Raw genomic sequence first — 26,699 nt, 5'->3', positions numbered from 1 at the left:
TGCCTTTCATAGAAGACATATCATGATCCATACCTTTCATAGAAGACATATCGTGATTCATGCCTTTCATAGAAGACATATCATGATTCATATCTTTCATTGAAGACATATCATGATCCATACCTTTCATAGAAGACATATCGTGATTCATGCCTTTCATAGAAGACATATCATGATCCATACCTTTCATAGAAGACATATCGTGATTCATGCCTTTCATAGAAGACATATCATGATTCATTCCCATATCTTCCATAGTCAATAAAGAACGAGGACGAGGCTTAGGCATCTCAATTTGTTTTACAGGTGAGGTATTTTCATCATGTAAGGTTCCAACCGAAAATCCAGTACGATCAATAGATTCAGCTTCGATTTGATAATGGGCTTGTTTCGGTTCAACAATGACATCATAAGTTTCAGCAGTACCTATACGGAACTCATCTACAGGAACGGGCTTTACAGGTTGACCATCAGCACTGACTACAGTCATTTTTAGGTTTGGAATGCGTACATCAAAGAATGACATAGCGGAAGCATTAATAAAACGAAGGCGAACTTTTTCACCAGCTTTGAAGTTACCCGTCCAATTTTGCTGAGGTGTCTTGCCATTCATTAAAAATGTATAACCAGTCACATCGGACATATCTGTTTTCAGCATTCGCATCTGATTCCACATAGAACGGTCTTGCCAAGTCGCTTTTAGCCCATCACGTTTAACTTGTTTTAATACATCGAATACTGTTTCGCGGCGGTTCTGATAGTAGTCTGCTTCTTTTTTAATATTTTTCATAATTTGATCACTTGTCGAATTATGAAAATCAGAAAGCAAAACAACGTAATCTTTATCGGTTTTTTCAGCAGCTGTTAGTGGAGTTTTATCTTTAGGATAAATAACAAAAGCACCATATAAACCGTCTTGTTCTTGTCCTTTACTATGTGAATGATACCAATAAGTACCATTTTGGCGGACTTTAAACTTATATTCATAAGTTTTATTAGGGGCAATGCCATTAAATTTGTTAAATCCAGGTACACCATCCATAATTCCAGGTAATAATAAGCCATGCCAATGGATTGAAGAGTCCTGATTTTTTAACTTATTGTGAACACGGATAACGGCCTCATCACCTTCTTCAAATTCAAGAAGTGGTGCAACGAATTTACCATTTACAGTAATTCTCTCAACTGGTTTTCCTGTGATATTTACAGTTTGTTCCGCGATCGTTAAATCATATTCTTTAACTGCCGCCATTACCCAAGTTGATGAAAATAAACCAACTCCAATTAAGAGTACATGACTTAACTTTTTTGACATTCTATCTCACCTTTAGAAAGGTCAAGATTGAAGTAATAAAGCAAATATTTAGTATAAACTTTAATACTTCTTTCTCGCTATTTATAAAATTATTTATTGCTACTAGGCATATTCATCTTTGAATGATCCATTTTAGAATGGTCCATATTCATCATAGAATGATCCATTTTTGACATGTCAGATGAGTTAGGAGACTGATGTTGACTATGATCTTGCTGAGTCTTGTCATCTTTTTCCATTTTACAAGGTTTTGTACAAGGTTCCTGTGCTTTTACCGTTTTAGTGGCACTTGAGGTTGATACATCTTTTGCCCAAGATTGAGTACCAGCAATTAAAGTTCCAGCACACATTAAAATTGTTAGACTACGACGCACTACAGTTTTCATAAGTTTCTCTAAAAGTTAATTTCTTGCTACTACAATAAAGTGAAGCACTGAACATCTAAGTGACTTGAAAATGACATTTTTGTAATCTATCTCGATCAGATGTTTTATAACGTTATTATAGTTTTAATGAATGACTTAGGATTCGGAAATGAGAATACTATTAGTTGAAGATGAACAAAAAACTGGTGATTATCTCAAGCAAGGTTTATCCGAAGCTGGCTATATTACGGACTGGGTTACAGATGGGTTAACGGGTAAACATCAAGCTCTTTCTGAAGAGTATGACTTAATTATTTTAGACGTGATGTTACCTGGACTAAATGGTTGGAATATTATCAATGATATTCGTAGCAGCGGTAAAACAATGCCCATTCTTTTTCTTACCGCCCGAGATCAAATCGAAGATCGAGTAAAAGGATTAGAGCTAGGCGCTGATGATTATTTAATAAAGCCTTTTGCTTTTGCAGAGCTTCTTGCTCGAATCAAAACTCTCCTTAGACGAGGGCAGCAAAGAGAAGATAGTAATATTATTAAGATTGCTGATTTAGAACTTGATTTGAGAAAACGTCGGGTAACGCGAGCGGGTCAACGCATTGATCTGACGGCAAAAGAATTCGCGCTTATGGAACTTTTTATGCGTAGACGAGGTGAAATTTTACCAAGAGCGCTGATTGCTTCTCAAATTTGGGATATGAATTTTGATAGTGATACGAATGTCGTTGAAGTCGCTATTAAACGATTAAGAAGTAAAGTTGACAGTAACTTTACTCCCAAATTAATTCAGAATATTCGAGGAATGGGGTATGTACTAGAGGTAGAGGATGAATAATAATTTATTCAGAGCGATCAGTTTCCGGATCGGTATCATTTTCTCATTATCTACTATTTTCATTCTAATTATTATGGGTTTGTTCATAAATAAATTAGTAATGCATCATTTTGAAACTCAAGACCGTACCCAATTAGAAGGTAAAATCCAGCTTATTCAGAATCTTCTCCAACAGCATCCTAAAAATTCTCCAGAACTTAATCTTTATTTAAGAGATGCGTTAGTTGGACACCATGATCTTATGGTCCAAATAGAACGACCGACAGGCCAAATTTTATTTAGTTCAGCATCCTCAATCATTAATACTCAAAATTTAATCAAGTCAGCAAATAATTCATGGATTAAATGGCAAGTTCAAAATAAGACCTATCGTGGCATGATCTACACTACAGGTATAAATAGAAATTCTGAAATACAATCTGTACGAATTATTGTTGGGATCGATACATCAGAACATCTACATTTTCTAAAAGATTTTAAGCGTCAACTTTTGTATATTGGTTTGGCTGGTACAATTTGTTTAATGTTTTTAGGTTGGTTTGCAACCTGGAGAGGTTTAAGACCCGTGCAAAAAATGGCTAAGGTCGCAGAAGGAATTTCTGCTCAACATCTTTCAGAACGTTTAGAAGTTGAGCATACACCAACCGAACTAAAATCATTGGCAATCGCCTTCAATGCTATGCTGGACAGACTAGAGTCAGCTTTAGAAAAACTTTCCGATTTTTCATCTGATTTAGCACATGAAATTAGAACACCGATTAATAATTTAATGACCCAAACTCAAGTATGTCTCGCCCGTAACCGAGATATTGGTACTTATCAAGAAATACTATTTTCTAATTTAGAAGAATTTGAACGTTTGGCTCGAATGGTGTCCGATATGCTTTTCTTGGCAAAAGCAGAACATGGCTTAAATTTACAGAACTTACAGAATATTGACCTCATTAAAGAAGTTACCGCTTTATTTGATTTCTATGACGCTCTAGCTGCCGAAAAAAATATGACACTTCAACAAACAGGATCTGGCAATGTAAAAGGTGATCCTGCTATGTTACGTCGCGCACTCAGCAACCTATTGTCTAATGCAGTTAAATATGGAAACAAGAATTCTACAATACAGATAAAACTTCAACAGAATTTAGATAACACAATATTTTCAATTGAAAATGAAGGCCCTGAACTCTCTCCTGAACAACTATCCAGATTATTTGATCGTTTTTATCGAACAGATGCGTCTAGACAAAGAACAGAAGAAGGAACCGGCTTAGGGCTTGCCATAACAAAATCTATTCTTGATATGCTTGGGGCGACCATCCAGGCTGAATCCCTCAATGGTCGAATCATTTTTACCATTGTTTTTCAAAGTGAATCCATGCAAGGGGAATCATTTTAACTCATTTTTTGAACATCTTCCATTTACCCGAGTTGACCTTACATAAAGCTCAAACTGAGAGCCAGAGCTACGCCAGCACCTATCATGGCAATTGTGTAGCCAAATATGATAGCTCGGCCAAACTGTGCCCCCCCTGTCATCCATGCAATTGTCGCTTTGCTTAACATGTTGCTCAGTGTGGCCAGCCCTAGCGCGACAGCAGCCACATTTGTTGTTAAGCCTTCAGTACTATGCAGGCGGGCAAGTGAGACTAAAATAGCATCTACGTCTGCTAGCCCAGAAATAGTCGATAATACGAAGATGCCGCTGGTGCCCAACCATTGTTTTGCTGCCGGGACCAAGACTGCCATGACAGCCAGGAAAGCAGCGAAGCTGAATGCTGTCCCAAGATCAAAAGGAGCCATTGCTTCTATTGTTCGATCGTTGTTTTCAGCGCTGGTAATTTGGCGTTGTCTCCACAATGCCATACCCAGCAGAAGGATTCCCGCAATCATCATTGCACCACCAAAAGTGCTTAGCAATGCTGGCTCAATGACGCCTATCAGCACAACCATACGAAAAAACATGATGCCACAGGCAGCCAATGTTCCAGAAATAGCAGCACTGACCATGACGGGGTGCTGGCGTGTATAGCGTGCCAGTGCGACAGTTGCAGCTGTAGAAGATGCCAAACCACCCAATAGACCTGTCCAGAGTATGCCTCTTTCTGAACCGGTGAGCCGCATGGCAAAATGACCTGCCAGAGAGAGTCCGGCAATCAGGATCACTGCCCACCATAACTGGTAAGGATTTAATGCAGCAAAAGGTCCCAGACCCGTATTGGGTAAGTAGGGTAATATAACGACAGAAAGTACCAGCAACTGCAGGGATGCGGTTAATTCACGATGCTCTATCAAGCGTAGCCAACCGTGTAAGGTTGGCTTGAGATCCAAAAATACAGCGACGATTACAGCCGCGGTTAATGCTAAAGTAACATTACCATGGGATGCATATGCACCTAAAACTAATGTCAACAGCATCGCGATCGTCGTGGTAGCGCTTAGATTACCGGAAAGTTTTGCGGTACGCGCGTAGGACACTGTTAATAATAAGGAAAGCCCTAATACGGCCGCGACCAGCGGCCAAGGCCCGAAGTTTGGTTGTAAATGACCGAGCACTCCTCCGAGCAATCCTGTCAATGTGAAGGTACGTAGGCCTGCTACTCGGCTGCCCTCGGGCAATTCACGATCGTGCCATCCTCGTTCTAAACCAATGAGCAGGCCGATGGCAAGTGCTGCAATAAGACCTGGTACATCTGGTGGAAGAAAAGAACTCTCTATCATAACTTTTTATTTCGCAGGCGAAGGGCATTCGTGATGACTGAAGCTGAACTAAAACTCATCGCCAAGGCCGCAATCATGGGTGACAATAACCAACCGGTAAATGGATAGAGTACGCCAGCTGCGATTGGGATACCCAAGGCATTGTAAAGGAAAGCAAACATGAGGTTCTGTTTCATGTTGCCAACAGTAGCTTCCGAAAGGGAACGGGCAACCGCGATACCGCGTAAATCCCCCTTGACCAGCGTAACTTGAGCACTATTCATTGCGACATCAGTTCCGGTCCCCATAGCGATACCGACATCAGCCTTGGCTAGTGCTGGTGCATCATTGATTCCATCGCCGGCCATTGCCACGATGCGACCTTCCTTCTGCAATTTGCTGACCAGTTCTAGTTTATCTGCGGGTTTAACTTCACCATGTACCTCATCAATACCCAGACGTGCTGCGACTGAACGGGCAGTGGTGAGACCATCTCCTGTTGCCATCACGATACGTAGTCCAGCTTCCTTCAGGGTGGCAAGTGCTTCAGGGGTACTTTTTTTGATGGGATCGGATACTGCAAGCAGGCCGGCCAATTCACCATTCATGGCTAGATGCATCACACTTGCACCTTCTGAACGCAGCTCTTCGGCTTGCGGAATCAGAGATTGTACCGAGATACCTAATTGCTCCATCAGTGCTGTGTTGCCCAAAGCTAACTGACGATCGCCCACTTGACCTCGAACACCAATCCCTGAGCCTGATTCAAAATTATCTGGTGTTTCAAGAGACAGGCCACGTTCGTGTGCTGCATTTACAATCGCTTCGGCTAGCGGGTGTTCACTGCCTTGATCAAGACTGGCGGCTAAACGTAATACTTCAGATTCATCGAAACCTGATGCGGCAACCACACGATCGAATACAGGGCGTCCTTCGGTCAACGTACCTGTTTTATCGATGATTAGTGTGTCAATCTTGCGCAGATTCTCAATGGCTGCTGCATCGCGGAACAACACACCATGAGTAGCACCTTGACCCGTTGCAACCATGATAGACATTGGAGTTGCCAAGCCTAGTGCACAAGGACAGGCAATAATGAGTACTGCCACAGCATTGATTAATGCATAAACCCAGCTCGACTCTTCTGGGCCGAACAATCCCCATCCAAAGAAGGTAAGCAAGGCAATGGTCACTACAGCCATGACGAACCAACCTGCTACCTGATCAGCCATACGTTGCATTGGTGCTCTCGAGCGTTGAGCTTGTGCCACCATCTGTACGATCTGGGACAACATGGTACTTGAACCAATTTTCTCTGAACGCATGATCAATGAACCATTGGTATTCAGGGTAGCGCCAATGACTTTATCGCCGACACGTTTAGTGATTGGTAAAGGTTCGCCTGTCAGCATTGATTCATCTACTGAACTACTTCCTTCAGTGACTACACCATCCACAGGAACTTTTTCACCTGGGCGGATGCGAAGTAAATCTCCTACATGGACATGAGTCAGAGGAACGTCTTCCTCAGTTCCATCGGACAGAATTCGGCGAGCTGTTTTAGGAGCAAGTCCGAGTAGTGACTTAATTGCAGCAGAAGTTTGCGAACGTGCTTTTAATTCTAGTATTTGTCCCAGTAGGGTCAACGAAATAATGACCGCTGAAGCTTCAAAGTAAACAGCGACACGGCCCATGGAAATAAATGAGTCTGGAAAGATTTGTGGCGCTACAGTTGCAACCACACTGTAAATAAAAGCAGCCCCTGTACCTAGACCGATCAGGGTCCACATGTTCGGGCTGCGATTCACGACCGATTGCCAACCACGGGAAAAAAATGGCCAACCTGCCCAGAGTACGATCGGCAGTGACAACACTAATTCAATCCAGCTCTGAACCGCCATGTCGAACAGGTTCAGTTGATGGCCAAACATCGCCAAAAAAGTCACGACTATGGTCAGTGGCAGTGTACACCAGAAGCGTCGACGGAAATCACGTAACTCAGGATTCTCATCTTCCTCTAACTCGGGAATGAGTGGCTCCAGTGTCATTCCACATTTAGGACAGTTTCCAGGATGATCTTGTTTAATTTCTGGATGCATTGGGCACGTATAGATGGTCGTGCCTGTTGTGCTTGTCTCATTAACGGATTGAGTAGTCTGATGATGCTGTGTATGTGCATCGGCAGTCGTCGTTGCGGGTTTAGCGATATATTGCACCGGGCTGCTATGAAACTTTGATTGACATTTATCACTGCAAAAAAAGTAAGTTTTCCCCTTAAATTCCTCATGGTATTTCGATTCTTCAGTGACGGTCATACCACAGACTGGGTCTTTCAGTACGTCTGTTGTAGCCTGTGCCATATGGTCCTGGTTATGATTTTTTTGATCTGACATAAATAATTCTCTTATGGAAAAGTGGTTTTATGGCCGAATTTTGGAATAAATCTCGGAGTCTGTTGAGCATAGCTGTCATAGACAGCGCCAAACTGTTTACTCATTTCAGCCTCTTCCTTAATTGCCAAGCGGCTGTACATTAAGAGTAAGATTGGAAACATAATCAGTGTCAGTAAAGTTGGCCATTGCAATAAAAACCCCAGCAAGATCAAGATAAAAGCCACGTATTGGGGGTGACGTATGCGCGCATAGGGTCCGGTTACTGCCAATTGGTGATGACGTTGTGCGTGGTACAACACGTTCCATGCTGATGACAGTAAATAGAAACCATAGCCCAAAAAAATATAACTCGCGATGTGCAGAATGCCAAAATGTGGATCACCCTTTTCACCCAGTAGCGTTGACCATAAGTGACCTGAGTTATGCGACAGCAAATCAAGTTCAGGAAAGCGAGTTTGTAGCCAGCCTGACAACAGGTAAATGGTTAAAGGGAAACCATACATCTCGACAAACAATGCAATGATGAAAGCAGAGAAAGCGCTAAAAGTACGCCAGTCTCGTGCTGTGGCGGGTTTAAAAAAACTGAAGGCAAACATAATGAAAATTGCCGAATTTATGATGACGAGCCACCACAGACCATAGGCCGATTCCGCATGATTCATGAGGGATCTCCTGGTTCGCGCGATTTTTTATTATCTGATGGGTCTGATTTTTTCTGTTGATGGTGATGTCCATGACCACCATGCATAAAAATATGCATGAGTGGACAAGCTAAAAGGAGTAAAAAGGGTAAAAAACCAACGACATGGGCCAAATGCTCGGTTAAGAGAAAATAGGCTGCCACACCACCAAGCACTAATAGACCGATGGCATAACGTGTAGACCAAAAGTTAGGTACTGAATTATGTTCTTGAGGTTGATGGTTCATGGTGCTTCCCTCTCTAATTCATGGGTAATTATTTAGTTGTGGAGGGAGGCATACAGTCCATCATCATTTGCATCATGGATTGCATCATGTCCATGCGTTTTTCCATCATTTGCTGACGGTCAGCCATATTGGCATTCATGCTTTGGCTACCCATCTGTTTCATCATGCTTATACCTCCTTGCATGAGTTTCATGTGCTCAGCCATAAGTTTCTGACGTTCTTGCGGGTTTTTTGCAGCCATCATCTTTTCATGCATGGCTTGCATCGCTTTCATGTGCTGGTCCATTGCAGCCATTTTGTCTGGATTCATCTTGCCAGTAGTTGTCTTGTTAACAGTGACTGTAGATGAAAGGGTATTTTCTGGGTGATGCGTTTTATGCTCTTCGGGATTTTGAGCTAATGCACCTAAAGAGGCAACGGTTATACAAAGTGCGAGTAAAGTTTGGCGGATATAAGTCATGATATTTTCCTTCCATCAGTTGATCAGCCGATACAACCTTTAAATGAATGAAGCAAACAAATAGAGAGAGGTATTTTTCATTTATTTGCTCCACTCATTCTTTTGATGAAGTTGATCGCTGGTTATGCCACCGGTGTTTTACTTAGGTGGTAGCTGGTTATAGTCAATTTTTTTATTTCTATTGAATAATTTTATCACTTGAGTCTATTGATTTTTAAAAATGACAAAAATGTAATTTTGAAGTCATCGCTCTGTTTCTGTCTCTCACTAATAATTGAAATATAAGAGGAGATGATGTGGTCTCATTAAATATAGATTTTATAAAGTCATCTCTAATGAACTAACGAATCAAGAGGAAACGTAAATGAAATTATTTCAAAATAAAATGACTGCTCTACGTAATGTTGTAGTAGCTGCAACGATGATTGTGGCTACTACAACTACGTTCGCTCATGTGAGTTTAGTGAGTGCGATTCCTGCGGAAAATGCATCTGTCCTTAGTCAACCAAAGAACTTGACCCTTAACTTTGGTGCAGAGGTTATGTTGATGAATATTAAGTTACTGGATGCTCAGCGAAGAGATGTTCCTTTAAAATATGAAGTTACTCATGACTTAAAGAAATCCTTTGATGTCGCTCTTCCGAAACTGAAAAAAGGTAAATATACCGTTGTCTGGACAACAATGGGGAAAGATGGCCACAACATGAATGGTGAATATAGTTTCACTATCAAATCAACTAAATAAGAATTGATTACCTTTCAACATGTCAGTGAGGTGCTGGCATGTTGTTCTAGAATGGACAAAAATAATGATTTCTGAATATTGGATGTGGGCCACTTGGTTAACTAAGGTTATTTTATATTTAAGTTTAGCTTTTGTCGTTGGTGGAGCCTTTTGCTATTTTTTACTTAGACAATATCTTGAACTAAAAGAATCGATTCTTAAATATATTACAATTGGCGCTGGATTAGGCCTAATTTCCAGTACCTTGGGATTTTTTATTCTGATTGGTAGTTTTGCCAATACTGGTATTACAGGTATGGTGGACCCCACGTATATTAATATATTGGTTAATACTCCGACGGGGTATATATACGTTCTTCGTTCTATTAGTTTTGCTCTTTTACTTCTTCTCATGGTGGTTAAACTTAACAGGAACAAAGGTCAGTTTTCTATAATTGAAAGTTCAATATTTTGTGTTTTACTTCTCCCGATTATTTTTAGTTTTTCCCAGCTCGGACATGTCGCTAATTTAACCTTACTTGCTCAAATTTTATTATCAATCCATATTCTAGTTATGTCGTTATGGATGGGGTCTTTATATCCGTTATGGAAAACCAGCCGGGAAATAAGTGGTTTACCTTTAAAAGATCGCATGCATGTATTTGGACGTATTGCTGCTTTCATTGTTGGGATATTAATCGCCTGTGGCGCTAGTGTAGCTCTTCTTTTAATTAAAGATTTTAATACCTTAATCAATACTGCATATGGCTATGGTTTCATGGTTAAAATGTTTTTTGTTATAAGTATTCTACTTTTAGCTGCCTTCAACAAATGGTATTTCACCCCGCGTCTTCAACATCCTAAATTCGCTAAACACCTTAGTCATGCCATTTTATTTGAGATGTTATTAGGTCTATCAATTCTATTAACAACAGGCTATATAACCACTGTCGTGGGTATTGAATAAGAGAATTTCAAAATAAGGGAATTGAGGAAATTTAACATTACTGCATTTATCTTTTGTAGCTGAGCAATAAAGTTTCTACTGGACTGTCAACTTACGACAATCAGAACAGTAAAATCGCATCATGAGGCATTATACATAAAGGTAGTCACCGGTTTTTAGCTTATCTTCAACCCATAACGGTCTCATCTATTCAGTTCACTACCATTGATTGAAATAACTAATCTTATAAATTTCAGAGTGATCGTAGATGACAAAAATGTCATTTTAAAGTCACATTAATGTTGGTTAAGTACTTTTACTGTAGTCATTAGAACACTCTTCTTTGGAATACTCTGAAGAAAACTGTAAGGTTGTAAACAGACCAAGTCACAGCGAGTAACTGATTCAGAAAAAGGCTGGTTGTATGGTGAAAGTTTAGAGTTACTGTTCTAATGTTTTAAACAAATGTTTTGTTAAAAAGGAGCAACATATGAAATTTCACATCGCTAATATGACTTGTGGTGGTTGTGCACGCGGCATTACTACCGCAATTAAAGAGCTCGACTCGAATGCCTCACTCGATATTGATTTACAAAACCGTATTGTTGAAATCAACACAACGGTGAGTCAGGATCAAGTCATTGCCACTCTCAGTGAGCGTGGATTTACAGCTGATCCTGCTTAATCTCTGTTAGAGTAACAGTGGGAATTCCTTACCACTTTTACTCTCTCTTATTTTCCTCATCGTACAGATAAAACCTGTACTTGCTTGAAATAAAAGTAATCCCTGAATTCCCCCTAATCTTGGTTCGAGCTGATCTTCGCATATAGAACTCAGCATATCTAAATGATAGAGATCGTATATGAGTACCGAAATGACTGATACGCCACACTACAGTGAAACATTAGAGATTGAGGGGATGACATGTGCTTCTTGTGTAGGCCGTGTGGAAAAAGCTTTAAAATCTGTTGAGGGTGTTGAATCGGCTCATGTAAATCTGGCTACCGAAAAAGCAGTCATTTATGCGCATCAACCACTTGATCGCGCTACTTTAATTAAAGCCGTAGAAAAAGCAGGCTACGAAGTGGAAGCGCTGCAACCAATAGAGCTTACGATTGAGGGTATGTCATGTGCTTCTTGTGTAGGTCGAGTAGAAAAAGCCTTAAAATCTGTTGAGGGTGTGGAATCAGCACATGTAAATCTGGCTACTGAAAAAGCGACTATTCAGGCAAGCTCATCTGTCACTCGTGACTCGTTAATTCAGGCTGTCACCAAAGCAGGGTTTGAAGCAAAGTCAGTTCATCAAACTACGGAAAGCTTTCAAGATAAAAAAAATATTGAATTAGAAAAACTTAAAAAAGATTTAATTTTGTCAGTCTTATTGACTCTACCCGTTTTTATTTTAGAAATGGGATCACACCTGATTCCCGCCTTTCATACGTTTATGATGGATAACATTGGCCAACAAAATAGCTGGTTAATGCAATTTTTCTTGACCACAGTAGCATTAATTTTTCCAGGCCGACGCTTCTTCAAAAAGGGCATCCCAAGTTTATTCCGCTTAGCACCAGACATGAATTCCTTAGTGTCTGTAGGAACATTGGCTGCTTATCTTTACTCAGTGGTTGCCACCTTCTTTCCAAGTGTCCTACCACAAGGCACGGTCAATGTTTATTATGAAGCTGCAGCGGTTATTATTACTTTAATTCTATTAGGTAGATTTTTTGAAGCCAAGGCAAAAGGCCGAACGTCTTTAGCAATTCAACATCTAGTTGGAATGCAGCCTAAAGTTGCCAGAATACAGCTCAATAATCAGATGATAGAAGTTCCGATTGCCGAAGTTCAAACAGGAACGATTGTAGAGATTAGACCAGGCGAGCGTATCCCTGTCGATGGTGAAGTTATTCACGGCCAAAGTTTTATTGATGAATCCATGATTACTGGCGAGCCTATGCCCGTTGAAAAAACGATAGGCTCTACTGTGGTAGGAGGAACAATTAACCAAAGTGGTAGCTTAAATATCAAAGCCACCTCTGTTGGTAGTTCATCAGTGCTTTCTCAAATCATCCGAATGGTTGAACAGGCACAGGGTTCCAAGCTGCCGATTCAGGCATTGGTTGATAAAATTACCATGTGGTTTGTACCTGTAGTAATGGGTCTCTCTCTTTTAACTTTTATTACTTGGTTTATCTTCGGCCCTGAGCCAGCCCTAACGTTTAGCTTAGTTAATGCAGTTGCGGTACTCATTATTGCATGTCCTTGTGCAATGGGACTTGCAACGCCTACATCAATCATGGTGGGAACTGGGCGTGGTGCTGAAATGGGTGTTTTATTCCGTAAAGGGGAAGCTTTGCAGCTGCTCAAAGAAACTAAAGTGGTTGCTGTTGATAAAACAGGGACCCTGACTGAAGGGAAACCAATTTTAACCGATCTGCATGTCTTAGAAGGGTTTGAATACAATGCCGTACTTTCACTTATGGCAGCCGTTGAATCAAAGTCTGAGCATCCTATTGCTCGAGCAATTGTACAAGCCGCTATAGATAAGGAATTAATCCTGTCTCCTGTTGCTGATTTCAAGTCAGTCACGGGCTATGGAATAGAAGCAACGGTGTCTGAACATTTGGTTCATATTGGTGCAGATCGATATATGGAAAAACTAGGTTTGAATCCTAATGTTTTTTCTCAATTTTCGGATCGTTTGGGAGAAGAAGGAAAAACCCCTCTCTATGTTGCGATTGACCAGAAACTTGCTGCCATTATTGCTGTAGCAGATCCAATTAAAGAATCAACATTTGCTGCAATTGAAGCGTTACATCAGTTAGGTTTAAAGGTTGCCATGATTACAGGTGATAACCGTCATACAGCTCAAGCGATTGCAAAAAAACTAGGTATTGATGAGGTTATTGCTGAAGTCTTACCTGAAGGTAAAATAGAGGCCGTTAAAAAATTAAAAAATCAATATGGTAAACTCGCATATGTTGGAGATGGCATTAATGATGCCCCTGCACTTGCAGAAGCAGATATTGGTTTAGCGATAGGTACAGGTACAGACGTAGCTATTGAAGCTGCTGATGTGGTTTTGATGTCTGGCAACCTGAAAGGAGTGCCAAATGCTATCGCTTTAAGCAAAGCGACTATAACCAATATTCGTGAAAATTTATTTTGGGCATTTGTTTACAATGCAGCTCTGATTCCTATTGCAGCAGGTGTACTTTATCCGCAATTTGGACTGCTACTTTCTCCTGTATTTGCTGCTGGTGCAATGGCTCTCTCGTCAATATTTGTACTAGGAAATGCTTTACGATTAAAACGTTTTAAAGCCCCCCTTGCAATTATTTAACCATTTTTTATATACATTTAAAGTTTTGTTGGCTTTACTTTATATATTTGGAAATAGTCTAAGCCATGTTGGCTTTTATTAAATATCATACAGTTGATATTCTAATTATTTGAGAGGGATTAAGATGAAAAGAATTTTATTAATATGCTTTATAGGCATGTCATTTACCTATGCGAATGCTCATTCTGGGGGAACGAACTCACAGGGTTGTCATACCAACAGTAAAACTGGTGATTACCACTGTCATTAATAGGTGCGCACACAGTTTTTTTATTTAAAAGACTGTGCTTTAAAGTTATAAGTAGCGTTTAACTAAAGCTAAAAATGTACAAGAGTAAAAAAGTATCATACTGGGTTACTCTCAACTATTTGATTTTATGTAGCAATGCCTAAGCTAAAAAACAATAAAGATTCATACTAAAGTGATTAAACATGACCTACATACTTTTTTTGAAGTAATAAACTTTCATACTGGAAATGAAGCTTTAGCCTCAGTAAATTAATTTTATATTATTCAGATGGTTGATTTTTATGACTTAAGAAAACTTTTTATAACTTTGGTTATATAGCTATATAAAATTATTACAAAAAATTTACTAAAATTTAATAGGAAATTCACATCAAAGTTGATAATTTCAACTTAAAATAAAATGGGAAAAATAAAGTGAAAAAAAAATCTATTATTTTAGCTAGTTTAGCACTATGTATACCATTCTTGCATGGATGTTCTGTTGACGAAAAAAATATTAACTCAACACTTATTACGCCTGACCGAGGTTCGGTTAGTAGCATTACTAATGAAACGAAAGTGAAAGAATCTTATAAGCAATTTTTCCTTCTTTCAACGGATTTAAAGTTCGATAAAGATTTACATCAGCTAGAAGCGATATGGCTTGGTAAATTAATTCTGCACAATAATTGTTTATCCATTTTAGTAGAAGGGGATAAAGAAACTCTTTATACCTTAGTGGTTCCTAAAAATTATGAAATTATATTTGATAATCAGAAGAATATTATCGGGATTAAAAATATTAAGTCTAAAGAGCAATATAAAATAGGTGAATCATTAACTTTCGGGGGATTAGCTGTAGACAAAGCAAAAATGAACTCAAATAAAAGTATACCGAATTATTGTGAGCCACGACTGGCCCTACCCGGAGATATTAAAAAATGAAAAAAAATGATTTAAAAAGAAAACTATTATTAAGCCTGTTAATTGGTGTTTCTATTACAACAGTAACCAATGCAGCTCCCAATGTGGATTATTTACAAAAAAAATATAATATTTCTTCAGAAGAAGCAAATATGCGAATTGAGTTGCAAAATGATGTAATAGCGCTTTCTGAAAAGCTAAATCAGGCTAATGATTCTGACTATGCAGATATGTATATTCAACATCAGCCTGTGTATAAAATTATAGTTTAATTTGCTGATAATAGTGATCGAAAAGATTTTCTTAAATCTTTAGATCCAAAAATGCAAAGATGGGTACAAATAAAACAAGCAAAAAAATCTAGAAGCATTTACTCACAAGAGTTAGATGATATTAACATGGCTCTTAATCGCTTAAATCTTATCTATACTTCTGTTTATGATTTAGAGTCACAAAAGTTTTTGATTACTGTAGAAAATAAGTCAGATATTAATCTGGTGAAGCAAAGTCTACCTAAAGCTAGAAACGGGGAAGTTACAATTAAAGTTGGTAATATACCTAAGATCCAAGCTGCACCGAGTGGCGTGAGAGCGGGAGATAAGCTTTACGCAGGAAATACTTTATCTTATACGAGTGGAAGTCCAGGATGTACGGCTGGATTTGCTGTAAGTTATATCTCAGGTGGTGTCACTAAAAAAGGAATTCTCACTTCTGGCCACTGCCCAAATGATATGTTGGTCAAGTTCAATGATCATAATGTCTTACTAAGCGGCCCTATTGTTGAAAAACAGCATCGTAGTGACCCTAATGGTGGTGGGGATAACATCAGTGATAAGTATGATTATCAAATTTGGGATGGAACTGGTCTAAACCTCGATAATCAAATAGCCTTTAAAGATCTAAATGGTATTCCGGAGTTCCCAGCTACAGGTATTTTTCGACTAACAGCGATTACAACCTTCTTAAATCAAAAAAAAGGCATGATCGTTTGTAAATCTGGACAGACCACCGGAATTACGTGTGGTGAAATAACGAATGGTAACGCCTCTCATGATGGGGTTGCCGGTTGGATTCAAGTAGCTAATAGTAATCAAGCTAACATTAGTGCTGGTGGAGATAGCGGAGGAGCTTGGTTTCTCTATCCAGGGTCTTCAACTAATGTAACTGGTGTGGGAGTACATACAGCAGGTAATAGTTCTACTAACCCAGAAGATTATGCTATTTACATGCCAATTGATTATATTGATGATCATATTTCATCAGTAAATACCTTAAAACAATGATATAGGTAAATTTAAAAAAAGGTAATTCATGATGTTGTGAATTACCTTTTTTACTGATTAACCAATTTTAGAATTAAGAAATTTATGAATATTAAATCTCATTACTCTATATGATACTTTAATACTTAGTATGTAATTTTATTACTCTCCTACACCTATCAAATGTGGGTTTTTTTTGAGCACCAAAGTATGAAACTTTATTACTCAGTATGATATTTTATTACTTAGTATGAAACTTTATTACTCTCATACACTTGTCAATTCATGAAGAGATTGTTCATATTTCTGTTGAAATTAACAAGAATTTCCATGTTGTTTAAATTAATATTTATTCCTTTTAAACTTTATCAGTCTATTTATGTAAATCTTAGATTAGAATTTGTTTGTTGTAGAGCGTCGGGGAGCCTCGGCAGTGCTGCGTGTTGAAATAGAAAGGAAAATTCATTTTCTGAATGAAGATATCGGGTATGAACTGGTAAAGATACAATCCACGATTCATATTCAATCCCATGACTTTAAAGCGCAAAGCGTGTTGCAGATGCAGCTCTTATTCCGAGGAATTTTACACTGGTATCGCCCGCCGATAGAAACACCAGATCCGGCAGTCAGGACGTAAATAACCATTCCTCCAGTTTAAATAAAAAAACCTGCAGATTCGATGCAGGTTTTTTAGAGATATTCAATCGCGTCTTATTTGGCTTTACGCTCTTTTTCAATCAGGTAATTCACCACCTGAATTACTTTGGCATCATTGCCCTGCACAATATATTTACCATTCACGGTCACCGCTGGTACACCGCTTAACTGATATTGAGCAGTCAAATTTTTTGCCTGAGCAATTTTTGACGAAATCGGGAATGATTTATAAGTCGTGTTAAATTTCTCTTCAGAAATACCATAACGGGTATAGAACTTGGCCAATTGTGCCTGTTCTAAAATTGGACGCTGCTTGTCATGAATATCATGGAATAACTGTAAATGTGCTTTTTGACGCACACCCAGGGCTTCTGAAACATAATAAGCACGTGCAGCCTGTTCCCAAAGCGGGTTCATTGCAGCAGGTGTACGTACAAAACGGATATCTTTGGGTAATTTTTTCAACCAGTCCTGCATATGCGGTTCCAACGTGAAACAGTGACCACAGCCATACCAGAAGAATTCACGTACCTCAATTTTGCCCGGTTTTTCGACTTTAACTGGTTTTGCAACCACCTGATAGTCCTGACCTGCCACAAAATTGGCCATAGCACTACCTGAAAAGGCCAAAACAGATGCGGCAACAGCTCCTAAAAGGAATTTTTTCATTGGGATTATCGTCCTTTAAATCATTATGCTTAGTGTATGGATTCACTATAAATCAATTATGCCGGTTCCGTTTTCATGCTGCGAAATTTTTTGCTATCAAAACCGCTACATTAAAGTATACGACTGATTTTAAGTCAGTTAATATGGCCATTCGGCCGCTATGTGTTTTTAGACAATCACAAAAGTTAAACTTTGAGTAATAAAAACGGTTATAATTTCTACGATTAAAAAGTAGTGGTCAAACCTACAGCAAATATTAACTTCTTACTATTTTCTTCAGTAACAGCCGCGTGGCTATGATAATTGCTGGAATTTACAACATAGAACTGAGCAAAAAATGATTTATGAAAGGTTTATTAAATTAAATAAATTATTTATATAGTTAAAATTCACCTGATAAATCACTTTTTAATTTAAATTACTATTTATAAACTAACTAGAGGATTAGCTGAGATAGCGTTGACTCTTTCAATTGTATAGAGCGCAGAGTTATTAATATTTAATCCTGAAAATTTTAGATAAAATTCTCCTTTTTCAAATTTTTTACTGTGTTTTAAAATTTCTGATTTAAATTTTTTACCTAATATAATTCGTACACTTCTATTTAAATTTGACCATTTAGGATAATTAAATTTTTCTTCATTTTTGATACAATACGTATATAGTTCTTGCATTGTAAACTCTAAAAAATCTTTCCTATTTTGAATCGCTAAATTAATTAAGTTTTCAATAATACTATATATATATTCTTCACTAAGCTTTCTATTTGCATTCAGATCTTGTTCAACTAAAAAAGTTAAGTATTCAGAAATGGTGGTAAAATTATTACTTTTAGCCTTCGCACAAACTTTTATAATTAAGTCTAAGTTTGCATTTTCTATACTAAGTTGCATATTTATTCCTTTCTATGTATAGGAGCATATGTAACCCTAAAGTTTCAAATATTCTTTTGGGATTATTTAAAAATTCAAAAACGGTAAAGAATAAATTAAAAACAATAAATATATTCATCATTCGATTTAAAAAATTAATTAATCTTAGTTACACCATACTAAAAATAACTAATTTTTAGTTTTCCTAGTTATATGTGCTTCATTATAATTTTGAATTAATTCTCTTCACACCCTTTGCTTTTTTCATTGTTAATTATTTCTAAATTTTTCTCTAAGAAACGGAGTCCCCCATCAGCAAAACTACTGGTTGAAAAAACTATAGTAAAAATAACTAAAATAATCTTCATGTACATATTATTGAATCTAATCATATCTTGGACCAAAAAAATCTTTACTTATAATAATGAGTAAATATATACATCAGAATGACAACAAAATTACAAACTTGTAATTTTGTTAAGGTTTGTTCTCAAAAAAATAAATTAATACTATTTTAAAAAAGATAAATCGTTGCTGAAAAAGCTAGATTGCAATCGAGTTAATTAATTATAAATCAAAAACTTATATTGTATAAAATTTGTAACTCTTTGCTTTCTGCACTTATTATTTAATCAACGTTTCACGATTTTCATAAGCTAAACTAAATATAGTCGCCAATTTCAATTGAGTTATTCCCCGGCTTTTAAATACCGATATACCGCTTGGCGACTAATTCCAAATGCCTGGCCTAGTGCCATTTTTGAAGGGTACTTCCCTTCCTTCCAGTCTTGTCGCAAAGCTTCAGCCTGATCAGGTTTCAATTTATGTACCCGGCCTTTGTACTTCCCTTGAGAAGAGGCAAGTTTAATTCCTTCCTTTTGCCGCTCTAAAATGATCTCACGTTCAAACTGTGCAAAAGCACCCATCAGTTGCAGCATCAAATTATCCATCGGGGTGGATTGGGCCGTAAAAGTAATATTTTCTTTTACAAACTGGATGGCAATCCCTCGTTTGACCAGTTTATCCACTTCAGTCACCAAATCTTTTAGGCTTCGCGCAAAACGATCCATGGAATGTACTATCACCCGGTCTCCTTCCCGGACATAATTCAACATTTCCTGAAATTTCGGTCGGTCGGTATTTTTACCTGAAGCACGGTCAACAAAAATCCGGTCGACTTCAATCCCCTCAAGTTGACGCCCAGTATTTTGCTCGACCGAACTCACTCGCACATAACCTACTTTTTGGCCTTTCACTCTTTCTCGCCCCAATTGGATAAAAATGAACAATTTTGTAAATTATAAATCTTTAATATCAAAGTTACATGTTACTTATGATTAAAAATCATTTAAATGGTACATGGTTTTACGAACTTTTAAAGTGTTACTTTAGGGTACAGTTTAAAGTTACATACTTGAATACAGAGTTTGTTCTTATTCATAAAGTAGGCCCCTTCATTTGTTCAGATTAAGCAGTCAAGCTAATCAGAGTCGTGGAACATTGCTCAAAGAGTAGGCGTGGAACATGAGAAATCATAAAAAAAGTCCATTCGAGGGTGAATGGGCTTTTTGCAGTTCTATATCATCCTGATTTTAAAAGATAAAACAATTGAATTTCGTATAAGGTGTATTTTGTTAATTTTAATAAGCCTAATTAATAAACAAAAAAAATCATAGACTAAATTTAACTAAAATTATTAATATCCATATGTTTCCAAAGAAATAAAAAGGTAGAATATTCAATATTCTTAAATAACTATAAATTATGGGGGACTATATGTCTGGTAATTTTCAAGAAGAGTTAAATACGGAGTTTGACTCACTGAAAAAAAATATAGAAAAACCAAATATTCTTTTAGTTGGTGGTACCGGAGTCGGTAAAAGTTCTTTACTAAATTTATGCTTTGGTGAAGATATGGCAACTACTGGAGTTGGTAAACCTATAACACAGCATATAAATAAATTTAAGTCACCAAATATTCCTATTGTTCTCTTTGATAGTAAAGGGTATGAAATTGGTTCTGCACAAGAATCACTGTTTCAAAGAGAAGTTATTGAGCTTTGTAATGAAACACAAAGTTCAATTGAAGATAAGCCTCATTTAGTATGGTACTGCATACAAACAATAGGTTCTCGAATTACAGATTTTGATATTAATACTATTCGGAAAATAGAACTTACAGGTATCCCTATTTCAATAGTTTTAACTAAAGCAGATTTAGTTAGTGAAGAGGATGCCAACTTACTAAAAAATGCAATTCTAAATGAGTTTCCAAAGGTTCAAATCTTTGAAACAACAATTAAAGCAAATTTACATGGAATGGAGTTAGAAAAACTTATTTCATGGAGTACTAGTCAATTACCAAATGCTTTAAAAACTGCTTTTGTTTCTGCTCAAAAAACTAGCCTTAAAGAAAAAAGAGAGCATGTAAAGAATGCCATTATTCAGCATACAACAGTAGCTTTTGCAACTGGATTTGCTCCGATACCAGCTTCTAGTGCACCACTTTTGTTAGCTAATCAATCAAAGTTATTGGCCAGAATACTCTATATATACAATTTAGATCGTGCTGTTGATAGCGTATCAGCAATTATTCAAACAGCAATAGCCTCCTCATTACCAGTAGCTGGAAAATATTTAGTTAGTCAAATTCTAAAGTTTTTCCCTGGCGTTGGAACAGCTGTAGGTGGAACAATTAATGGTTCAGTAGCAGCATCTATTACTTCCGCTTTTGGGTTTGCAGTTTCAGAGGCATGTACAAAAGTAACCGAGTTAGGGTTAGATCATTTTGATGATAGTTCCTTCATGAAAAATTTTGATGATAATTTAATGAAAATTTTTATGGAGTATTTGAAACAGGCGAAGGTAAATAAAAATGACTAATACAAACTATAATATTGCAATTATTGGACAAACAGGTGTTGGAAAAAGTAGCTTAATCAATTATTTATTTGGTTCAGAAGTGGCAAAATCAGGAATTGGTCGCCCAGTTACAACGAATGGTTTTCATGAAATTAATCATAAAATAAAAGATATGTCTGTAAAAATCTATGATTCTTGGGGACTAGAAGTTGGCAAAGAAGAACAGTGGCTGAAAGAACTTAATACTGAGTTAAAAAATAGAGGAATAGATAAACCTGCATCAGATTGGTTTCACTCTATTTTTTATTGTATTGCTGCTGCTGGAGGACGTATACAGGATGCTGACTCTAAAATTGTAAAAAAACTCATAGATGAAAATTATAAAGTTAGTATCGTATTAACAAAAGCAGACTCCCTAACAGAAGAAGAAGAGGCTGAATTTATTAAAGTGATTGCCAATGAACTTGGAAACAACATTGCCATTATTCCTGTATGTAGTGAGCACAAAAAAACACGTGGTGGGGAAATATTTCCATTTGGCAAGGAAAACGTTGAAAAACAATCTTTAATTGATCTTGTAGATTCTTTAGTCTTGCGTATACCAGAACACTGTAAAGAAATAATGTTGGCAGAACTGAGAATATGGGAAAAGCAACAGCATAAAAAAATCGATGATGATCTTGGTTTTTTTGGTTTCTCTGCATCAGAACTACAAAAAGAGCTATCTTCCTCATCCGAAAAAATAATAAAAAAAATTAATGAAATTGGGAATTTATCTGAAAAAAATGCATTACAACAATATAACTTTATTGCTAAACATATAGGAATGCTGATATCTACTGGCTCTGCAAGAAAAGATCTGAAGATAGATGATTACAAAGAGACTGATTTTGATTGGAAAATGATTCCTTTTATTCCTTTTATATTGGTTGCTCTACCTTTTATCGCTCCTTTTACGAGGAAAGACGATGCTAATAAAATGCACAGCGAGTTAAAAGATTTTTCTATTAATACTCAAAATATGATTAATGAAAAAGTAGCTGTTATAAAATTATCTTTAGAAGATATCAAAGTAAAAATATCCAATGAGGTTATTTAACATACTGGTGCTTATACGAAATTCAATTTAAATAATATTGTAATATCAATAAGTTAAGATAAAAGAAAAAGTTAAAAGATCAGCAGAATCCCGGCTTGGAAACAAGTCGGCTTTTTTTTTAAACAGTTCTGATATTTTTTGCCAATTAAATTGATCATTATTTAATCAAATTGAAACTTGGTTCAATGTTCCCGGCCTTGCTAGGGCAAAAAATATCCCCAATTTCTGCGGATAAAAAGGGGACATCTTTTAGCCGATCGTGTACGCATTTGCTCACACCAATCTCGGCCCTATGCTGCTAGGCGACCACACTGTAATTTCCTATGATGGGGACATAGAGAGCAGGATGCTCCAGATAAAAATAACAAGATGAAGAACAAGGAACGTAAGATCCGACAGGAGTTAGATCTAAGCGACAAATACGGAAAAGCCCAACAGGATGTTGGGCTTTTTTATTACCTATAATTTCTCACTAGCAAAGCAACTATATCTGCTTAAAAAAGTAGTTTTAGTGTCTAGAAATCTATTTCCATATGAATTGGAGTATCTTTATTTAATAAGCCTTCTAAGATATCTTCCACTGCAATACCCTCTTCTAATAACTTATTAATGGTAAGGGCAACATTATTATTTACTTCACTATAGCCTACTAGTTTCTTCTCATAACGAATAAAATTACAACATATATATGTGAATTTTCCTTTCTCAGAATTTTCTAATACTTTAAATATGATTGTTCCATTTAAACTAGAAATTTCGATATGATCACTGTAAGTATCAAAATGGGGATGGATAATTCGATAATCTTCACTTTTAAGAGAGTATATTGAACAAGATACTTTAATTAGTTTATTCTTATATTTTTCTTTTGCTTGATTACACTCCTTACAACTGAGAGCTAAATTAAAAGGTTCAAAAAGGAAAGCAGGATAAATAGCTTTAGGAAGGATATGTTCACAATCCCACACTAACCCATGATCTTGTAAATTTTGCTGGCGACAGTAACAGCACTTGTAACGTTGCTCTATCTTATAGTGATTACGAATTTCCTTACGAATTTCAGCTACTAATCCTTCAGTTGTATTCCATACCCTATAGTTTTCACCATCATAATTGTCTATATAAGTTTGAAGTGTTTCTGAAAAATTAACTTTATTCATTAGAGGTCAATACTGATATCTGATTGATTAAATGCTTAACAGGATCATTATGTTTTAATTTAGGAAGAAATTGTTTTAAGTGATCTATAGTCTTAAGGTCATCAACACTTAATGATTTATTCTCGCTAATTTTAGTTAAAATAACCATGATAACTCTAATTAAATACTCATTTCTATTTCCAGGGAAATCAAAAATTTCAGCTAACTGAAAATCAACCGACTTAAAATTAAAAACATTAGATTCTATACATTTAGAATTTCCATCATTTTTTATAGTTATCACATAAGCATTGTCGTCAGGTAAATTAGAAACTATATGCGGTGAATGGGTTGCTATCAAAAAGTGACATCTCTGAAAACCAGAAAATTTATTTTGTAGTAATTCAATATATTGAGATGCCCATAATGGATGTAAACTAATTTCGGGTTCGTCTATAAAAATTAGACTTCCATTTCTTATATGTGCTGCAATAGAGGAAAAGCTGCTTATAAGACATAACTGACCAGAGCTCATATCTTGTATTGGTATTTCTACCAGATCTTCACTACTTTTATAAAAGTAAATATTAGAAACATCTATTAAACTATATGAAATAAGATGATAAAGATAATTTATACTTTTCTTATCTTTAAATAAGTCTAAAAAGAATGTGTGGTTTTCTTGGATATCTTTTTTAAAAATATCTTCATTTATATTAGATTTAGTATTTGAATACCAATTTACAGCCTCATTTATATCATTAAAATTAGAGATTTTTTCAATACCTATACTATTAAACCTAAAGTCATGTAGTCTTTTCAATTTCATATCAATATCTGTTTGAGAATTGACATCTATTTTTATTTTAAAATCAAATTTAAGGAGATCAAATATTGATTTTAAGTCAATATTTTCAGATCTAAGACTAGCTAATAATATTGATAGAATTATAGACTTTTCTTTTTGATTTATATTTTTATTTGTATTATTTGGAAGAAAATAGTTAGAATCACTTTCTTTTAAATGCCCAGGATAGTGATAGCTTAAAGATCTATCATCTTGAATTATAGGAAATTTTATATGAATACTTTCTGATATAGCAATAATATTTATTGCTAAAATAGTATCTAATAAAATAAAACCATGACTTTCTAATCTTGTTTTATGTCGAAACTGTCCATCTGAAATACTAATTTCTTCTCCTTTAAAATTTTTAATTTTTCTTTGACTATTAGATTTTTCATAGCTTAAATAAATATCTGTATCATCACATACAGATAAATTTAAAGATGTACTTATAGATTTTTCTACTAAATTGTTTTTATATTTATTAGATAAATAACTATCTAATAAATCTCTGTAAGAAAATTTACCAAGTTCATTATGTTCTGGCGATATATTTAATATTTTTATTCTTAGTAAATTGTTAATTATCTGACGAAGCAGTTCACTTTTTCCAGTTCCATTTTCACCTAAAATAATCGTATATTTATTATTATTATCAGTTAAGTCTTTTTCTTTCAAAAAATTAAAATTTTTATTATTTAACTTAGCATTAACAATTCTCATTTTATATCCCAAACATTGCTTGAGAATTACTAGATGTATTACGAGACATCTTATTATTTCCTATATTCAATATAGTATGATCGCCATATATATTAAGACCTAATGGTCTAAAATCTAGTTTAAAAATTTCTATACTGCTTTCTGATAAATCTCCAGCCTCACATATAACTGTAGAATCTAAAGATATGCAAAAACCATATGAACTCACCTGTAATTCGATTCTATTTTGACCAAAAACCACAGAGTTTTTTCTAATTAATTCAATATATTTACTTTCATTTTCATTTTCATTTTCAGATGGAACTTGGGCACTAAGCCAAATAAGAGGCTCATTAGAACGAGATCTTCTAATAACCAAAGGAGCCCATCCTTTTTGCGATTGAAATATATGATTGGTATTTATCAAACGATTACTACATATAAAAACTTCATGAAATATAGGAAGATTTTGATAACTAGTATCTATATTCTCTAAATTTTTACTTTCATACATAGTTCATAAGTCCAAATTTTTTAAGATTATACATATATTTCTAAAACTCTAGTATAAGAGGTTTTTATTTAACATAAAATCTCTTATACGAAATTCACATGTTAGAACCCATTTAAAGTGTCTATACGATAAGGCTCTCGTTTTTTTATTTTAAAACTGCTAAAATCCTTATACGCCATTGACGTACTTTAATTCATGTTATTCATAGAAACTAGTATTTTTACCAAGCAAATCAAAGGTCTTGTCACTGATGAAGAATATCGTCAGCTACAGCAAGATCTATTGGTACAGCCTGATAAGGGTGACTTGGTAAAAAATGGTGGTGGAATTCGTAAAGTACGTTGTGCTCAGGGCAATAAGGGGAAAAGTGGTGGTATCCGTGTGATCTATTACTGGGTCACAGAGGATGAGCAGATCTTTTTCCTCATCGCTTATCCTAAATCAGTGAAAGACACTCTAACGGATAAGGAAACTGCAATTCTGCGCCAATTAGTGAAGGAGCAATTTTATGGATAACAACTTATTTGATGACCTGGTTTCTTCAATCAAAGAAGCAGGCGCAATCAAACGTAAAGAAATCCAAGCAAGCCGAACAACAGAGCTTGAATTGCCTGATATTAAAGAAGTACGTGAAAAGACTGGTTTAAGCCAAGTTGAATTTGCAGCACGTCTCCATATCAGCGCAAGAACGCTACAGAACTGGGAACAAGGCCGTCGCTACCCAACAGGACCAGCAGCGACTTTAATTCGTATTCTGGATGCACATCCAAGCGTGATTTAAAGCTAAGACACAGATAATAAAAAACCCCGACAGGATGATCTGACCCCCAAAAGTTAGACAGTAAGTTAGGCAATTTCTAAGGACTGATTTCTGTATTCTACAGGGGTCAGTCCTTTCAATTTAACC

At 36.2% G+C, this 26,699-nt stretch carries 28 protein-coding genes and 1 pseudogene; 15 read left to right on the top strand and 14 right to left on the bottom strand.

Features of this window, described 5'->3' with window-relative positions; genetic code table 11:
• Both NI462_RS13700 and NI462_RS13695 read right to left on the bottom strand, forming a co-directional pair.
• On the bottom strand, positions 1-1,315 hold a 1,315-nt coding region (locus tag NI462_RS13700; RefSeq protein WP_253161068.1), incomplete at its 3' end, for a multicopper oxidase domain-containing protein.
• A gap of 89 nt (positions 1,316-1,404) precedes the next feature.
• Positions 1,405-1,701 carry a hypothetical protein gene (locus NI462_RS13695; protein ID WP_004281865.1) on the bottom strand — a complete coding sequence of 99 codons (297 nt, stop codon included), beginning with the start codon at positions 1,699-1,701 and terminating at the stop codon, positions 1,405-1,407.
• Between the two features lie 148 nt (positions 1,702-1,849).
• Between NI462_RS13695 and NI462_RS13690 the strand changes: the two genes are divergently transcribed.
• Both NI462_RS13690 and NI462_RS13685 read left to right on the top strand, forming a co-directional pair.
• Positions 1,850-2,530, top strand: coding sequence for a heavy metal response regulator transcription factor (locus NI462_RS13690; RefSeq protein WP_004668313.1), 681 nt, complete (start codon positions 1,850-1,852; stop codon positions 2,528-2,530).
• Positions 2,523-3,923, top strand: coding sequence for a heavy metal sensor histidine kinase (locus NI462_RS13685; protein ID WP_086194808.1), 1,401 nt, complete (start codon positions 2,523-2,525; stop codon positions 3,921-3,923). Before NI462_RS13690 ends, NI462_RS13685 begins: the two co-directional genes overlap by 8 nt.
• A gap of 38 nt (positions 3,924-3,961) precedes the next feature.
• Here NI462_RS13685 and NI462_RS13680 read toward each other — a convergent pair whose 3' ends face one another.
• From NI462_RS13680 to NI462_RS13660, 5 genes are read right to left on the bottom strand one after another with little or no spacing between them, the layout of a single operon-like run.
• Positions 3,962-5,245 (bottom strand): MgtC/SapB family protein, encoded by a 1,284-nt coding sequence (locus NI462_RS13680; protein WP_063454657.1) that lies wholly within the window; start codon positions 5,243-5,245, stop codon positions 3,962-3,964.
• A complete protein-coding gene (locus NI462_RS13675) occupies positions 5,242-7,617 on the bottom strand; it encodes a heavy metal translocating P-type ATPase (RefSeq protein ID WP_253161065.1) in 2,376 nt (791 codons plus the stop codon). The genes NI462_RS13680 and NI462_RS13675 overlap by 4 nt, the downstream gene beginning before the upstream one ends.
• A gap of 11 nt (positions 7,618-7,628) precedes the next feature.
• Positions 7,629-8,279 carry a methyltransferase family protein gene (locus tag NI462_RS13670; RefSeq protein WP_004681447.1) on the bottom strand — a complete coding sequence of 217 codons (651 nt, stop codon included), beginning with the start codon at positions 8,277-8,279 and terminating at the stop codon, positions 7,629-7,631.
• Positions 8,276-8,545, bottom strand: a complete 270-nt coding sequence (locus NI462_RS13665) for a DUF2933 domain-containing protein (RefSeq protein WP_005407413.1) — start codon at positions 8,543-8,545, stop codon at positions 8,276-8,278. The genes NI462_RS13670 and NI462_RS13665 overlap by 4 nt, the downstream gene beginning before the upstream one ends.
• 28 nt (positions 8,546-8,573) lie before the next feature.
• Positions 8,574-9,005, bottom strand: coding sequence for a hypothetical protein (locus tag NI462_RS13660; RefSeq protein WP_253161063.1), 432 nt, complete (start codon positions 9,003-9,005; stop codon positions 8,574-8,576).
• A 364-nt stretch (positions 9,006-9,369) separates the two neighbouring features.
• On the opposite strand from NI462_RS13660, the gene NI462_RS13655 reads away from it, so the two are divergent.
• The 9 genes from NI462_RS13655 to NI462_RS13620 all read left to right on the top strand — a co-directional run bounded on the left by NI462_RS13655 (position 9,370) and on the right by NI462_RS13620 (position 17,068).
• Positions 9,370-9,750 (top strand): copper resistance CopC family protein, encoded by a 381-nt coding sequence (locus NI462_RS13655; protein ID WP_159516732.1) that lies wholly within the window; start codon positions 9,370-9,372, stop codon positions 9,748-9,750.
• A gap of 64 nt (positions 9,751-9,814) precedes the next feature.
• Positions 9,815-10,696, top strand: coding sequence for a copper resistance D family protein (locus NI462_RS13650; protein ID WP_253161062.1), 882 nt, complete (start codon positions 9,815-9,817; stop codon positions 10,694-10,696).
• A gap of 469 nt (positions 10,697-11,165) precedes the next feature.
• Positions 11,166-11,360, top strand: a complete 195-nt coding sequence (locus tag NI462_RS13645) for a heavy-metal-associated domain-containing protein (RefSeq protein WP_004281879.1) — start codon at positions 11,166-11,168, stop codon at positions 11,358-11,360.
• A 178-nt stretch (positions 11,361-11,538) separates the two neighbouring features.
• The gene (locus tag NI462_RS13640; protein ID WP_253161059.1) at positions 11,539-14,016 is read left to right on the top strand and encodes a heavy metal translocating P-type ATPase; all 2,478 of its coding nucleotides are present in this window, start codon (positions 11,539-11,541) and stop codon (positions 14,014-14,016) included.
• A gap of 124 nt (positions 14,017-14,140) precedes the next feature.
• Positions 14,141-14,266, top strand: coding sequence for a YHYH domain-containing protein (locus tag NI462_RS15145; RefSeq protein WP_094148905.1), 126 nt, complete (start codon positions 14,141-14,143; stop codon positions 14,264-14,266).
• A gap of 414 nt (positions 14,267-14,680) precedes the next feature.
• Positions 14,681-15,190 carry a hypothetical protein gene (locus NI462_RS13635; protein WP_253161057.1) on the top strand — a complete coding sequence of 170 codons (510 nt, stop codon included), beginning with the start codon at positions 14,681-14,683 and terminating at the stop codon, positions 15,188-15,190.
• Positions 15,187-15,441, top strand: coding sequence for a hypothetical protein (locus tag NI462_RS13630; RefSeq protein WP_253161055.1), 255 nt, complete (start codon positions 15,187-15,189; stop codon positions 15,439-15,441). Before NI462_RS13635 ends, NI462_RS13630 begins: the two co-directional genes overlap by 4 nt.
• Positions 15,442-15,492: 51 nt before the next feature.
• Positions 15,493-16,452: a S1 family peptidase gene (locus tag NI462_RS13625; RefSeq protein WP_253161054.1), complete on the top strand. Its 960-nt coding sequence runs from the start codon at positions 15,493-15,495 to the stop codon at positions 16,450-16,452.
• Positions 16,453-16,864: 412 nt separating this feature from the next.
• On the top strand, positions 16,865-17,068 hold the full coding sequence (locus NI462_RS13620; protein WP_253161052.1) for a hypothetical protein: 204 nt from the start codon (positions 16,865-16,867) through the stop codon (positions 17,066-17,068).
• Between the two features lie 74 nt (positions 17,069-17,142).
• Here NI462_RS13620 and NI462_RS13615 read toward each other — a convergent pair whose 3' ends face one another.
• The 4 genes and pseudogenes from NI462_RS13615 to NI462_RS13600 all read right to left on the bottom strand — a co-directional run bounded on the left by NI462_RS13615 (position 17,143) and on the right by NI462_RS13600 (position 19,885).
• Positions 17,143-17,757 (bottom strand): thiol:disulfide interchange protein DsbA/DsbL, encoded by a 615-nt coding sequence (locus NI462_RS13615; protein ID WP_004668326.1) that lies wholly within the window; start codon positions 17,755-17,757, stop codon positions 17,143-17,145.
• A 177-nt stretch (positions 17,758-17,934) separates the two neighbouring features.
• Positions 17,935-18,056, bottom strand: a pseudogene (locus tag NI462_RS13610) (cation diffusion facilitator family transporter); the annotation flags it as partial.
• A gap of 126 nt (positions 18,057-18,182) precedes the next feature.
• Positions 18,183-18,650 (bottom strand): hypothetical protein, encoded by a 468-nt coding sequence (locus tag NI462_RS13605; RefSeq protein ID WP_086194811.1) that lies wholly within the window; start codon positions 18,648-18,650, stop codon positions 18,183-18,185.
• Between the two features lie 668 nt (positions 18,651-19,318).
• Entirely contained in the window at positions 19,319-19,885 is a 567-nt protein-coding gene (locus tag NI462_RS13600; protein ID WP_131269464.1) for a recombinase family protein, read from the bottom strand.
• A 520-nt stretch (positions 19,886-20,405) separates the two neighbouring features.
• Between NI462_RS13600 and NI462_RS13595 the strand changes: the two genes are divergently transcribed.
• Together NI462_RS13595 and NI462_RS13590 are read left to right on the top strand one after the other, a co-directional pair.
• Complete coding sequence (locus NI462_RS13595) at positions 20,406-21,512, top strand: GTPase (RefSeq protein WP_253161050.1); 1,107 nt, start codon at positions 20,406-20,408, stop codon at positions 21,510-21,512.
• Positions 21,505-22,590 carry a GTPase gene (locus NI462_RS13590; protein WP_253161037.1) on the top strand — a complete coding sequence of 362 codons (1,086 nt, stop codon included), beginning with the start codon at positions 21,505-21,507 and terminating at the stop codon, positions 22,588-22,590. Before NI462_RS13595 ends, NI462_RS13590 begins: the two co-directional genes overlap by 8 nt.
• Positions 22,591-23,105: 515 nt before the next feature.
• Here NI462_RS13590 and NI462_RS13585 read toward each other — a convergent pair.
• The 3 genes from NI462_RS13585 to NI462_RS13575 are packed head-to-tail and all read right to left on the bottom strand — an operon-like array spanning position 23,106 to position 25,792.
• A complete protein-coding gene (locus NI462_RS13585) occupies positions 23,106-23,750 on the bottom strand; it encodes an HNH endonuclease (protein WP_253161035.1) in 645 nt (214 codons plus the stop codon).
• Complete coding sequence (locus NI462_RS13580; RefSeq protein ID WP_253161033.1) at positions 23,743-25,299, bottom strand: AAA family ATPase; 1,557 nt, start codon at positions 25,297-25,299, stop codon at positions 23,743-23,745. Before NI462_RS13580 ends, NI462_RS13585 begins: the two co-directional genes overlap by 8 nt.
• A gap of 1 nt (position 25,300) precedes the next feature.
• The gene (locus NI462_RS13575; RefSeq protein WP_253161031.1) at positions 25,301-25,792 is read right to left on the bottom strand and encodes a hypothetical protein; all 492 of its coding nucleotides are present in this window, start codon (positions 25,790-25,792) and stop codon (positions 25,301-25,303) included.
• Between the two features lie 195 nt (positions 25,793-25,987).
• Here NI462_RS13575 and NI462_RS13570 point away from each other — a divergent pair, with 195 nt between their 5' ends.
• Both NI462_RS13570 and nadS read left to right on the top strand, forming a co-directional pair.
• Positions 25,988-26,308 (top strand): type II toxin-antitoxin system RelE/ParE family toxin, encoded by a 321-nt coding sequence (locus NI462_RS13570; protein ID WP_253161029.1) that lies wholly within the window; start codon positions 25,988-25,990, stop codon positions 26,306-26,308.
• Entirely contained in the window at positions 26,301-26,573 is a 273-nt protein-coding gene (gene nadS / locus NI462_RS13565; protein WP_171536393.1) for a NadS family protein, read from the top strand. Before NI462_RS13570 ends, nadS begins: the two co-directional genes overlap by 8 nt.
• The last annotated feature ends 126 nt before the right edge of the window (positions 26,574-26,699 follow it).

The sequence above is a fragment of the Acinetobacter lwoffii genome (assembly GCF_024129715.1).
Taxonomy (GTDB): Bacteria; Pseudomonadota; Gammaproteobacteria; order Pseudomonadales; family Moraxellaceae; genus Acinetobacter; species Acinetobacter lwoffii_U.
Note: the sequence above shows the minus strand (reverse complement) of the source record. Positions and strands in the feature narration are given on the sequence as shown.